This window comes from Flavobacterium cheonhonense (assembly GCF_035671315.1).
Taxonomy (GTDB): domain Bacteria; phylum Bacteroidota; class Bacteroidia; order Flavobacteriales; family Flavobacteriaceae; genus Flavobacterium; species Flavobacterium cheonhonense.
The window spans coordinates 1246421-1259444 of the sequence record NZ_JAXAVY010000001.1 but is presented as its reverse complement, the minus strand read 5'-3'; the positions used below and the strand labels follow the sequence as shown (position 1 = coordinate 1259444).

The following is a 13024-nucleotide window of genomic DNA, read 5'->3' as shown; positions in this document are numbered from 1 at the left end:
AAAAGGCGACTTAACAGTCGCCTTTTTTATTGGAATATATCTTTAATGAGTGCTACGGTTACCGGCTTGGTGTAGTATTTATGAATTTCTTCCTTAAACAACTCAGCTTTATTCAAATCTTCCTTATCATCTGAAGAGGTCAGTATGTTAATCACGATGTCTTTGGACAAATTATTTTTGATGGTTTTGTATTCTTCCAAAAACTGCCAGCCATCCAGCACAGGCATATTGATATCTAATAAAATCAAATCGGGCAAATTGGCACCGCTGTTGATGCAATTTTTCAAACCATTAATAGCTTCAAATCCATTTTCAAAAAAACTGGGATTGACCTCTATTTGATTGTTTTGCAATAGTTTTTTGATCATAAAATGATGAATCTTATCATCATCCACCACAAAAATTTGGTTAAATTTCATTGTAAACAGTTTGGGGTTATTGTTGTTTGACGCGGCAAAAATAACAAAAAATCGACAAACTACACTTTTCTCGGATGAAATGTATGTATTATTTGTGTTAAGTGTTTGCGATCCAAATGCACATAAACCTCTGTAGTGGTAATAGATTCATGTCCAAGCATCATTTGAATGGAACGCAAATCGGCACCGTTTTCCAATAAATGGGTCGCAAAAGAATGCCTCAACGTATGGGGACTGATATTCTTTTGCAAATTGATTTTAACGGCTAAAGTTTTGATAATCGTAAAAACCATCGCCCTAGTGAGTTGCTTTCCTCTTCGATTTAAGAACAAGGTATCTTCGTGACCTTTAGCAATGTTGAGATGATTTCGAATGTTATTTTTATAACTCTCGATATAGCGCTGTGTGCTTTGAGCAATGGGCACAAAGCGCTGCTTATTGCCTTTACCGGTAATTTTTACAAAACCTTCATCGAAAAACAAATCGGATATTTTAAGTGAAACCAACTCCGAAACCCGCAAACCACAACTGTACAGCGTTTCTAAAATAGCACGATTGCGTTCGCCTTCGGGTGTGGATAAATCGACCGCAGCTATTAAATTGTCAATATCTTCCACACTGAGTGTATCAGGTAATTTCCGACCAATTTTAGGCGCTTCTATCAATTCCATCGGACTGTCGGAACGATAATCTTCGAAAATTAAATAAGAAAAAAAACTTTTCAATCCGGAGATAATTCTGGCTTGCGAGCGGGCATTGACTTCTTTTGAAACGGCATAAATGAATTGTTGAATGGTTTCTTCAGCAATTTTTTCCGGAGCCACGCTAATGTTGTTGTCATTTAAAAAAGCGCACAAACGCTCTAAATCGAAGGTGTAATTGGCTATGGTGTTTTTTGATAAACCCCGTTCAATTTTGAGATACGATTGAAAACTCTTGATATAAGGACTCCAGTTCATACCACAAAGAAACGAAAAGTGAAGGTATAAAAAAACCTCTCGAATGGAGAGGTTGTAAAGGAATACCGGATTTTTAAAAAATATACCCTAAAGACAACGAAAACACGCTATTCTTCATTTTTGTATTATCACCGGGTTCTGTATCCGCTATGTTAGACAAACCGAAATTGTATCTGGCACCAACGAGTACATTTTTAGAAAAATTATACCCTAAACCAACATTCATTCCGAAATCAACGGTTTTAAAAAATTCTTTCACATCATCACTACCGGAACCAAAACCGACCACATCAACATCAACTTTGGCAGAGGTTAACAAACCCAATTGCGGTCCTGCCTCAAAATAAAATTGACTTTGCGGATAATATTTAAACATCAACGGAATATTCAAATAGGCAAATTTCAAAGTATTATTAGTATCGTAATTAGTACCCTCAACATTTATAATTTGGCTATACTTAGCGCCTTGCATAGAGTAAAGCAATTCTGGTTGAAAAGCTACTTTTTTGTTTATTTTAAATTCAGCAAAAGCTCCAATATGGAGATTTACAATTGAATTCATGCTTGGTGATGCTTCCCCGGAAACATTAAGATTAGCAATGTTCAAACCGCCTTTCAATCCGTACTTAACATTTTGGGCTTGGAGTGATCCCAAACCAATGAACGCTACGATAGCCACAAAAAATTTTTTCATTATCAGTTGTTTTAAGTTTGACGGTAAAAGTAGTATTTTATTCACACAAAAACTATTAGACATAAAAAAACCTCTCAAATTGAGAGGTTTTCTGTTATAATCTTTGGTAAGATTAGAATCTGTATCCTAAACCTACGTTCAATGAATTCTGTGTGATTTTCGCAGTATCAAATCCAGAACCAGCAGGAAAATCGTTTAAATCAGAGAAACCTAAGTTATATCTAGCGTCAAAGAACAAACCTGACTCTAATTCATAACCGGCACCAATTCCTAAACCAAAATCAAAAGATTTTAAATAATCTTTTGCTGCACCTCCACCCGCAACAAATCCAAATTGAGGACCTGCTTGTAGGTTGAAACCATCGGCAACATAATACTTAGCCATAACTGGGATTCTAACAAAATTTAAATCAAAATCAGTTTCACCATTACCTTCCATAGTATATAATAACTCTGGTTGCACGTGGAATTTTTCCGAAACTGAAAAGTCTACTAAACCTCCCAAATAAAAACCTGATCTTGGATCACCGTCGTTCGCATCTGATCCATAATTAGCGTTAACATATCCAGCTTTAACACCAAATTTCATGTCGCTAGAACCACCTTTTTTGTCTTGTGCATTTGCAAAAGATACAGCAAATACAGCAGCCATAGTTAAAATAATTTTTTTCATGTTTGTTTAATTTTAAAATTAATTGAGACAAAGTTATAAGTTTAGTCCAATAGGAATAATCAGAGGATTTGTACTTATCAACAAGGTTATTAACAATAAAAAAGGCTGAATCAACTGTTTTACAGCATTTTAAATAGAATAAGCCATAATTAGGTTTTTGTTAACAAATTTAAAAACCCCGCTTTTTATAAGATTTTTTTCAATAAAGTCTAAAATTTCACCGCCAAATAATAAAAGTCTATTTGCGCCGTTTATATATAAACTTAAAACTAGTACACTATGAAAAGAGCAATTGTTTTATTAGTATTATTGAGTAGTATGGCCGGTTTACAGGCGCAAACCTTGAAGTTCGGACTCAAAGCCGGAGCCAATTTTGCCAACTTAGAAGGTAACAATGTGGAAGGTTCAACATACACCAGCTTCCATTTTGGAGCTTTGATGGAAGTAAAAGTATTTGAGAACTTGTCGTTACAACCGGAATTGGTTTACTCCTCGCAAGGGACTAAAGTGGACGAAGCTGCTTTTGACGACATCAATTACAACTACATTACTGTTCCCGTGTTAGCCAAATTCTATCTAACCAAAAACAAGTTGAGTTTTGAAGCCGGACCGCAATTTTCCTTCTTGGTCAATGAAAATGTACCGGATCAGTTTGAAGGCGAAACGTTTGATTTTGGATTAGCCGGTGGTTTGGGTTACAATATCACGGATCATTTCTTACTCCAAGCTCGCTATGTAGCCGGTTTAACAGAGGCCAACAAAAATGCTGAAGTCAAAAACAGAACGATTCAACTTTCGCTAGGTTATCGATTCTGATAAAAAAAGAAAGTTTACCGCTAAACCGTTGTCCGTTCGACAGCGGTTTTTTATTTTTACTTAAAATTCATCCTATGAAAATCATCATCATTAATGGTCCCAACTTAAACTTACTGGGCAAACGCGAACCGGATATTTACGGTGCCGCAACTTTTGAAGACTTCTTTGCCGACTTACAAAACAAATATCCTAACGTGGAGTTGCGTTATTTCCAAAGTAATGTAGAAGGCGAACTCATTACCAAAATTCAGGAAGTCGGATTTTCATACGATGGCATCATTTTAAATGCCGCAGCTTACACCCATACTTCGGTTGGCATAGGCGATGCTGTTAAAGCAATCATAACACCGGTTATTGAAGTACATATTTCTAATACATTTGCTCGTGAGTCTTTCCGCCATCAATCGTTTATCTCACCAAACGCCAAAGGAATTGTAATTGGGTTTGGTTTGAAAAGCTATGAGTTGGCATTGCAATCGTTGCTGTAGTTTCACAGAGATTCACAGAGCAAACGGAGATACACAGAAAATTATGGAAACTGATTTATTAACTGAGAAAATCATCGGATTAGCCATCGAAGTGCATCGTCATCTTGGTCCGGGTCTTTTAGAATCTGCTTACAAAGAATGTCTTTTGTATGAAATAAAAAAACATGATCTTGATGTAGAATGTGAAAAAACATTTCCTTTAGTTTACAAAGAAATAAAGCTAGATCAAGGCTACAGAATTGATTTATTAGTCGAAAACAAAATAGTAGTAGAACTCAAAACAGTAGAAGCTTTCACCGATGTTCATTTTGCCCAAATTCTTACCTACATGAAACTTGGCAATTACTCCACCGGATTGCTCATAAACTTTAACACCAAAATGCTGAAACAAGGAATAAAAAGATTCAAACTATAAGCTCAGTGTATCTCATTTTTACTCTGTGAATCTCTGTGAAACTCTATATCGCTGTATAACAAACTATTAAACATGAAAAAAAAACTAACACTCTTCTTTCTTTTTATTATTGCTTTAACCAATGCCCAAGTCCGCGGAAAAGTCACCGACGAAAAAGGAAATCCGCTACCCTTTGTCAACATCTTTGAAGAAAACACCTATAACGGAACTACGACCAACGAGCAAGGTCGATTTGAAATCAACATAAAAACACCGGGAAATCATACCTTGTTGTTTCAATATTTAGGATACAAAACCGCCAAGCAAGTCGTTACACTCGACAAAACGCCCGTGGAAATAGAAGTGGTTTTAGTAGAAGAAAACATCATCTTGAATGAAGTAGTCATTAATCCTAAAGACAATCCGGCCAACGAAATCATCCGAAACGCCATAAAAAACAAAAAAGATAACTCGGCCAAAACAGCACGTTACACAGCCGATTTTTATTCCCGTGGGATTTTCAGAGTTAAAAATTTACCCAAAACCATACTAGGACAAAAGTTAGATTTTTTTGACGAAATTATCGATTCCACCCGCAGTGGTATATTGTATTTATCTGAAACGGTTTCCAGAATTACGTTCCAAAAGCCGGACAAAATGAAAGAAGAAATCATAGCTTCTAAAGTTAGCGGTCGCGACAACGGTTTTAGCTTTAACAATGCCTCATCGGCTAACTTCGACTTTTACGACAACTACCTGGAGTTTGACGCCAATGTGGTTTCACCCATAGCCGACAATGCGTTTAACTATTATCGCTATCAGTTTGAAGGTTCCTTCTTTACAGAGAACCGCCAGCAAATCAATAAAATCAAAATCATCCCGCGCCGCGAAACCGAACCGGTGATGTCGGGTTACATCTATATAGTAGACGATACCTATGCGATTTATGCTGTGGACGTGAATTTTACCGGAACCCAAATTCAGAATCCGGCTTTAAATACTTTAGCCTTAAAACAAAACTTCAGTTACAATAGCGCTACTAAAGTTTGGGCCAAAAACACCCAAACCCTAGATTTCGATGCCGGTATGTTTGGCATCAATATGTCGGGGCGATTTACGTATGTGTTTACCAACTTTACGTTTCCGGAAAAGTTTGAAAAGAAAACTTTTACTGCCGAAGTCATCAAATTCGAGGAAAATGCCAACAAAAAAGAGGATAGTTTTTGGAACACCATTCGTCCGGTGCCGCTAACCGGTGAAGAAACGACCGATTACATCAAAAAAGACGCTTTGCAAGAAAAGAAGAAGTCGAAAACCTACTTGGATTCGATTGACGCCAAGAGAAATAAATTCGGTTTTACTGATATTTTAAATGGCTACAGTTATTCTAATTCGTTTAAAAAATGGTCGATTAACTACAACGGACCTTTATTAAATACTTCGTTTAACACGGTTCAGGGTTGGAATACCAATATTGGTTTGTCTTACTTTAAACGAAACGAAGACAAGAACACCTATTACGGATTTGGCTCTTCCCTAGCCTATGGTTTCTCAGACGAGCGATTCCGACCAACCGCTTTTTTCTCCTCGAAACTCAGCAATAAAAGCAAAACTTACTTATCCGTTTTCGGCGGTAATTCGGTAAACCAATTCAACCGAGAAGAACCGATTTCTAAGTTAATCAACTCGGTGAGCAGCTTGTTCTTTAAAAACAATTTTATGAAATTGTACGAGAAAAACTTTATCGCCAGTAACTTTTCCCGAGAAATTTTAAATGGTTTAGACATGAGTTTAGGGTTGGAATATGCCGAAAGAAAACCGTTGTTCAACACTACCGATTATGCCGTTATCAAATCGGAAGACCAATACAGCTCGAATCATCCGTTGTTGCCGTTGGATGAAACTGCCGCCATTATCGACCGTCATAATTTGGTGAAAATGAATATTGGGGCAAGAATCAAATTCGGCCAACAGTACATTACTCGTCCGGACGGCAAATACAATTTGGGCAACGACAAATACCCGTCGATTTCCATCAATTACGAAAAAGGTATGGCCGGCAATGAAGACAACTACAACTACGACAAAATTTCGGCGCGCTTGCAATATTCGCTGACCTTAAAAAACAAAGGCGAAATTGATATCAATACCAAAGCCGGGAAGTTTTTCAATGCTGACGGTATGTCATTTGTAGATTTCCAACACTTTAACGGCAACCAAACGCATGTGGTTTTCGGCAGCTCATATACCAATCAGTTCAACTTGTTGCCTTATTATGCAGCCAGTACAAACGACAGCTATTGGGAAACACACATGGAATACAACGACAAAGGATTTATCATGAATAAAATTCCGTTACTGAATAAGTTGCAATCCAAATTGGTGTTGGGCTTTAAAAACCTTTCCATTCCTAACCGCAATCCGTACCAGGAATTCTCTGCCGGTTTGAGTAACTTAGGGTTTGGCAAATACCGAATTTTACGCATCGATTACGTCCGCTCTTACCAAAACGGTTATCAAGGTGACGGGATTATGTTTGGCTTGAATTTTTAAGCGAAGAAAACATCATACCCAAAACGCAAGAGCGTAAGGATTACAACAAAAAGGAAAAACTTTCTAATGAAGGTATTTCCTTTTTTTATGGCCAATTTAGCGCCCAACCAGCCACCAAAAGCATTACAAAATGCCATAGGAATGGCAAAAGCCCAGATGATTTTGCCTTTTATTACAAACAAACAAATCGAACCGAAATTGGTGGCCAAGTTCACCATTTTGGCATTGGCCGAAGCGTGCAAAAAATCGAATCCCAAAATCGACACAAAACCCAAGACCAAAAAACTGCCTGTACCGGGACCAATAAAACCGTCGTAAAAACCCACCAGTATACTGATGACGACAGCGTACACCATTTGGCGTTTAACCGAATGTGATTTTTCTTGTTGCTGCCCGAAGTTTTTCTTTTTAAACGTATAAATCGCCAAGCCTATGAGAATGAAAAACAATAGCGGCTTCATAAAATCGTTACTCACTACGGTAAGCAAAGCCGAACCGCCAAAAGCAGCACCAAAAGCCAGAACCGACATTAATATCAGCAATTTCCAATTCAGCACCACTTGTTTCAAATACTGAAAAGCGGCAAAACTCGTTCCGCTGAAAGCCGGAATTTTAAGCGATCCGATGATACTCGCCACCGACAAATTCGGCATCAATATCATGGCTACGGGAGTTTGGATTAAACCTCCTCCGCCCACGATAGCATCGACAAATCCGGCGAAAAAAGAGGCAATACAAAGTAAAACGATGATGTAAGTTTCCATCTGACTAAAAAAACAAAATCCCAAATCTTAATAAGTTTTGGGATTTCACATATACTATTTAATGTTTATAATCTACTATTCCTTAAACTCTAACAATATTGGCTCCTAGAGCACGCAATCTCTCATCGATTCTTTCATAACCTCGGTCAATTTGCTCGATGTTTTGAATGGTTGACGTTCCTTTAGCAGAAAGTGCCGCAATCAACAACGAAATTCCCGCACGAATATCCGGTGAAGACATCGTAGTGGCTTTTAACTGCGATTGGAAATTGTGCCCCATAACTACAGCTCTGTGCGGATCACACAACATGATTTTGGCTCCCATATCAATCAATTTGTCTACAAAGAACAAACGGCTTTCAAACATTTTTTGGTGAATCAACACATCGCCGTTGGCTTGCGTAGCTACCACTAAAACGATACTCAACAAATCCGGTGTAAAACCGGGCCAAGGCGCATCGGCTATCGTTAAAATCGAACCGTCGATATCGGTTTTCACGGTGTATCCTTTGGTGTGTGCCGGAATGTAAATATCATCCCCTTTTTGCTCTAAGGTAATTCCCAATTTGCGGAACACATTCGGAATGACACCCAAGTTTTCCCAGCTTACATTTTTAATGGTAATTTCACTACGAGTCATAGCAGCCAGACCAATCCACGAACCAATTTCAATCATATCCGGTAGGATTCGGTGTTCGCATCCGCCTAATTTCTCAACGCCTTCAATGGTTAGTAAGTTGGAACCAACTCCGGTGATTTTGGCACCCATCGAGTTCAACATTTTACACAATTGTTGCAAATACGGTTCACAAGCGGCATTGTAAATGGTGGTTGTCCCTTCGGCCAAAACCGCTGCCATTACAATGTTAGCTGTTCCGGTTACCGATGCTTCATCTAACAACATGTAGGCTCCTTTCAAACGGGTTTTGGTTTCTACGCCGTAAAAGTGATCTTCTCTTTCGTAACGGAATTTAGCCCCCAAATTGATAAAACCTTCAAAGTGCGTATCCAATCTTCTTCTTCCGATTTTATCACCGCCAGGTTTCGGAATATAACCGCAACCAAAACGAGCTAATAGCGGACCAACTATCATAATCGAACCTCTCAAACTACCGCCTTCTTTTTTAAAAGCTTCTGTTTTCAAATAATCGATATTCACTTCATCGGCTTGAAAAGTATAATCGCCCGGACCGTTTTTCTGAATTTTAACGCCCAAGTTTCCTAACAATACGATCAACTTGTTGACGTCGATAATATCCGGAATATTGGTTACTCTAACTTTCTCCGAGGTTAATAAAGCCGGACATAATACTTGTAACGCTTCGTTCTTAGCCCCTTGCGGTTGTACTTCCCCTTTTAGTTGGATACCGCCTTCTATTTTGAATGTTCCCATATTATAAGTTAATAGGTTGTGTGTTATAAGTTGTAAGTTACATTGGATTAAACATAGAACCCAGAACTTACAACCTACAACTATTTCTGATTGTTATTGTTATTATTTTTCTGAAACGGCTTCTTCCCGTTTTTGTTTTTGTTCTGCTTGTTGTTGTTTTGTTGCGGTTGGTTTTTGTTGGACATTTTTTTATTGGTTCGCATCAAATCATTAGTGTTTAACAACTCTTCACTGCTTTGCAATAAGTTCAATTTCCCGCCGGACAATTCATACAAATGCTCAAAAATTACGGTATCGGTCACCGTGTCTTTGTTCCAACTCAAATACGATTTTTTCATGTGATTGGCAATCACTTTCACCAAGGCACTCTTCATTTCACCTTCTTCCCAGCTGTTGGCCACATCAATCATGTTCGTAATGTTATTGCCGTAAAATCGGTATTTCGGATTTCTTTGCGGATAAGGCAAACGCTCCGGTTTTAAGTTGATGACGTCACGCGTTGGAATAGGATATGGCGAATCAACATCCAAACGAAAATCAGACATGATAAAAATCTGATCCCACAATTTGTGCTGAAAATCGGGTACATCGCGCAAGTGCGGATTCAAGGTACCCATCACTTGTATGATGTATTTAGCGGCTTTGTTGCGCTCTTCCCTATCCGGAATTTCAGTAGCCTGATCGATCAACTTTTGCAAATGACGACCGTATTCCGGTATAATCAAATGCGGTCTTTCGGCATTGTATTCCAAATGACAAACCACATCATTGGCATTCTCTTTTATATATTTTTCTGCCATTACAGTGAAATTATTCCTTCAATAGTTGATACTTCAATATACTTTTCTACCACGCTGTCCGGATTTTCCATCATCACATTCACCGACAAACTGGTGTACTTGCCGTTTTTGGACTGTTGGGTTTGGATTACGGCACCCATATTGTCGAAAGCATTTTCCACTTCCTCAATCTTCTTGGCATCTGTTGGCACTATAAACTTGTATAAGTACTCGTTCGGCCAAGTAGAAGTGTTCGCCAACTCCTCGCGCAATCTGATATAAAATTCTTCTGTCTTCTTGTCCATTACATCAAAAATAAAGGCAAATATACAGTATTGCTTTCAGATTCTGTTGCAGAAATCCATCCGTTTTAGTTATTTTTTTGAACGAAAGGTTCGGGCTTTATCGGCCTGCCGTATTCCCGCTTTCCATCTCGTCTGACAACGAGACTCCAATCGGAGTTAAGGGAGCCGCTTTTGGCACTTTGGGCAACGTCCGAAATAAAAAACCAAAATCCTTTTCAATATCCCATTAGTTTGAATAAATTTGCGCCTTATTTCCAAAAATCTTGAAAAAAGAACTCATTGTCATCACCGGAGGTCCCGGCACCGGTAAAACCACCATCATCGATGCACTCATCGAACAAGGTTATGCGTGTTTTCCCGAAATTTCAAGACAAATAACCCTCGAAGCCAAAAAGCAAGGCATAGAACAATTGTTTTTGGAAAAACCACTGCTTTTCAGCGAATTACTACTTGAAGGCCGCAAAAAGCAACACCAACAAGCCCACGATGATGTATCGGAAATTGTATTTTTAGACCGAGGCATTCCGGATATTTTGGCATACATGCACTACATAGGCGATAGTTATCCGGCGTTTTTTGACCAAGCCAGTAGAGAACATCAGTACTCCAAAGTGTTTGTTTTACCGCCTTGGGAAGAAATTTACGAAAGTGACGAAGCCCGTTATGAGAATTTTGAACAAGCCAAACTCATCTTCGGACACCTTTTGGAAACTTACCAAAAATACGGGTACGAACTCATCGAAGTACCGCGTGGAAGTGTGGAAGAACGCATTCAGTTCATATTGAACCAGTTGGTTTAGCAGTTTGATGGGTTAAAAGTGTAAGCTGTAGGTCAAAAAAAATAAGTAGTTTTGAGAACATACAACTTACAACATAGAACTTACAACAAACAAAATGTCTAAACCACTCGAAATCCTTAAGCAATACTGGAAGCATACAGCTTTTCGAGAGCCACAAGAAGCCATTATCCAATCGGTATTGGCAGGAAACGACACTTTTACCTTGATGCCAACGGGCGGCGGAAAATCGATTTGTTTTCAAGTTCCGGGAATGATGATGGAAGGCATTTGCTTGGTCATTTCGCCTTTGATTGCTCTGATGAAAGACCAAGTGCAAAACCTCCAAAGTAAAGGCATCAAAGCCATCGCTTTAACCGGAGGTATTCATCAAGACGACATCATCGATTTGTTAGACAACTGTCAGTACGGCAACTATAAATTCTTGTACCTATCGCCCGAGCGTTTGCAAAGCGACTGGATTTTGGAACGCCTCAAAAATTTACCTATTAACCTCATCGCTATTGATGAAGCGCACTGTGTGTCGCAATGGGGACATGATTTTCGACCGGCTTACCTGAAAATTGCCCAACTGAAAGAATACTTCCCAAAAGTGCCTTTTTTAGCACTGACAGCCTCGGCTACACCGCGAGTGAAAGAAGATATTGTTACACAGTTACAGCTGAATAATCCTCAAACTTTCTCGAAGTCGTTCTACCGCGAGAACATCGCTTACATGGTGTTTGAAACCGAAGATAAATTGCATTTGTTGCAACAAATACTACAAAAAAACCCACAACCTTCCATAGTGTATGTAGGCAACAGAAAATCTTGTTCAGACATAGCCAAACAACTCGAAAGCTTAGGCTTTACGGCTACCTTTTACCACGGGGGTTTATCGGCTAAAGACAAGGAAAAACAGATGCAACTTTGGATGACAGAAAAGGCCCAAGTTATTGTAGCTACTAACGCCTTCGGTATGGGCATAGATAAGGCAAATGTAAAAACCGTTGTGCACTTGCACTTGCCGCAAAACCTGGAAAATTATTATCAGGAAGCCGGTCGTGCCGGAAGAAACGGCGAGAAAGCATTTGCAGTATTGTTGCAAAACCCTTCCGATATGATACATGCCGAAGCGCAGTTCATCAATGTTTTACCGGACAAGGCTTTTTTGAATACGGTGTTTTCAAAATTATGCAACTATTTTCAAATTGCTTACGGCGAGGGCATCGATGAACAATTTGGTTTCAATTTGCATCAGTATTGCACTAAGTATAACTTCCCTACACTAAAAACGTACAATGCTTTGCAGTTTCTGGACCGACAAGGCATCATTACCTTATCCCAGGAGTTTTCGGAAAAAATCAGTTTACAATTCATTATACCGTCTAAAGAAGTCATTCGCTATATGAGTTTGCATCCCAATGACGAAGTCATACTGTTAACCATTTTGCGGACTTATCCCGGGGTTTATGAAATGCAAACCGCTTTGAACATTTCGTTAGTCGCCAAAAAATCCAATCGAACCGAAACCGAAGTCCTTTCACTGTTGGAAAACTTAAAAGAAAAGAACATCATCGAAATGATTGCCAAAAACAATGATGCTACCATTACTTTTAATGAAGTCAGAGAAGACGAGCGCACGATAAACCGGGTTTCCAAATACCTCGAAGCCCAAAACAAATTAAAAACCGAACAACTCAAAGCTGTTTTGGCGTATTGCGAAGACCAAAAGACTTGCAAAAGTAAATTGCTGATGGCGTATTTCGGCGAAGACCAAAAGAAAGATTGCGGCATTTGTTCGTATTGTATCCATCAAAATAAGAAAACAGTAGCGCCGGAAACAGTCGCTGAAAAAATTGTGGACTTATTAAAGTTACAAGACTTTAATTCGAGAGATATTCAAAAACTCACCAAACTTCCCAAAGACGATGTTATCTTTGCCCTGCAAAAACTGTTGGAAGAAGAAACCATCAGCATTAAACCTAACAATTTGTACTCCTTAAAATAA

General features: G+C 38.7%; 14 protein-coding genes. 6 read left to right on the top strand and 8 right to left on the bottom strand.

Going from position 1 to position 13024, the window contains the following annotated elements:
• Positions 1 to 26: 26 nt before the first annotated feature.
• From SK086_RS05490 to SK086_RS05475, 4 genes are all read right to left on the bottom strand, one after another.
• Entirely contained in the window at positions 27 to 419 is a 393-nt protein-coding gene (locus SK086_RS05490) for a response regulator (RefSeq protein ID WP_324690332.1), read from the bottom strand.
• A 59-nt stretch (positions 420 to 478) separates the two neighbouring features.
• Positions 479 to 1378: a site-specific tyrosine recombinase XerD gene (gene xerD, locus SK086_RS05485; RefSeq protein WP_324690331.1), complete on the bottom strand. Its 900-nt coding sequence runs from the start codon at positions 1376 to 1378 to the stop codon at positions 479 to 481.
• Positions 1379 to 1451: 73 nt separating this feature from the next.
• Complete coding sequence (locus tag SK086_RS05480) at positions 1452 to 2072, bottom strand: porin family protein (RefSeq protein WP_324690330.1); 621 nt, start codon at positions 2070 to 2072, stop codon at positions 1452 to 1454.
• 112 nt (positions 2073 to 2184) lie between these two features.
• A complete protein-coding gene (locus tag SK086_RS05475) occupies positions 2185 to 2745 on the bottom strand; it encodes a porin family protein (protein WP_290873994.1) in 561 nt (186 codons plus the stop codon).
• 279 nt (positions 2746 to 3024) lie between these two features.
• Here SK086_RS05475 and SK086_RS05470 point away from each other — a divergent pair, with 279 nt between their 5' ends.
• The 4 genes from SK086_RS05470 to SK086_RS05455 all read left to right on the top strand — a co-directional run bounded on the left by SK086_RS05470 (position 3025) and on the right by SK086_RS05455 (position 6996).
• Positions 3025 to 3561, top strand: coding sequence for a porin family protein (locus SK086_RS05470; protein ID WP_324690328.1), 537 nt, complete (start codon positions 3025 to 3027; stop codon positions 3559 to 3561).
• Between the two features lie 74 nt (positions 3562 to 3635).
• A complete protein-coding gene (gene aroQ, locus SK086_RS05465; RefSeq protein ID WP_324690327.1) occupies positions 3636 to 4049 on the top strand; it encodes a type II 3-dehydroquinate dehydratase in 414 nt (137 codons plus the stop codon).
• Between the two features lie 43 nt (positions 4050 to 4092).
• The gene (locus SK086_RS05460; RefSeq protein ID WP_324690326.1) at positions 4093 to 4464 is read left to right on the top strand and encodes a GxxExxY protein; all 372 of its coding nucleotides are present in this window, start codon (positions 4093 to 4095) and stop codon (positions 4462 to 4464) included.
• Positions 4465 to 4536: 72 nt separating this feature from the next.
• Positions 4537 to 6996 (top strand): DUF5686 and carboxypeptidase regulatory-like domain-containing protein, encoded by a 2460-nt coding sequence (locus SK086_RS05455; RefSeq protein ID WP_324690324.1) that lies wholly within the window; start codon positions 4537 to 4539, stop codon positions 6994 to 6996.
• Here the strand turns inward: SK086_RS05455 and SK086_RS05450 are convergent.
• The 4 genes from SK086_RS05450 to SK086_RS05435 all read right to left on the bottom strand — a co-directional run bounded on the left by SK086_RS05450 (position 6993) and on the right by SK086_RS05435 (position 10237).
• Complete coding sequence (locus SK086_RS05450) at positions 6993 to 7760, bottom strand: sulfite exporter TauE/SafE family protein (RefSeq protein ID WP_290873979.1); 768 nt, start codon at positions 7758 to 7760, stop codon at positions 6993 to 6995. The genes SK086_RS05455 and SK086_RS05450 overlap by 4 nt on opposite strands.
• An 82-nt stretch (positions 7761 to 7842) precedes the next feature.
• On the bottom strand, positions 7843 to 9153 hold the full coding sequence (gene murA, locus SK086_RS05445; RefSeq protein WP_290873976.1) for a UDP-N-acetylglucosamine 1-carboxyvinyltransferase: 1311 nt from the start codon (positions 9151 to 9153) through the stop codon (positions 7843 to 7845).
• Positions 9154 to 9233: 80 nt separating this feature from the next.
• Positions 9234 to 9953 carry a DUF4290 domain-containing protein gene (locus tag SK086_RS05440; RefSeq protein ID WP_290873973.1) on the bottom strand — a complete coding sequence of 240 codons (720 nt, stop codon included), beginning with the start codon at positions 9951 to 9953 and terminating at the stop codon, positions 9234 to 9236.
• The gene (locus SK086_RS05435) at positions 9953 to 10237 is read right to left on the bottom strand and encodes a DUF493 family protein (RefSeq protein ID WP_290873970.1); all 285 of its coding nucleotides are present in this window, start codon (positions 10235 to 10237) and stop codon (positions 9953 to 9955) included. Before SK086_RS05435 ends, SK086_RS05440 begins: the two co-directional genes overlap by 1 nt.
• A gap of 263 nt (positions 10238 to 10500) precedes the next feature.
• Between SK086_RS05435 and SK086_RS05430 the strand changes: the two genes are divergently transcribed.
• Together SK086_RS05430 and SK086_RS05425 are read left to right on the top strand one after the other, a co-directional pair.
• Positions 10501 to 11037: an AAA family ATPase gene (locus SK086_RS05430; RefSeq protein WP_290873967.1), complete on the top strand. Its 537-nt coding sequence runs from the start codon at positions 10501 to 10503 to the stop codon at positions 11035 to 11037.
• Positions 11038 to 11131: 94 nt separating this feature from the next.
• Entirely contained in the window at positions 11132 to 13024 is a 1893-nt protein-coding gene (locus tag SK086_RS05425) for a RecQ family ATP-dependent DNA helicase (RefSeq protein ID WP_324690318.1), read from the top strand.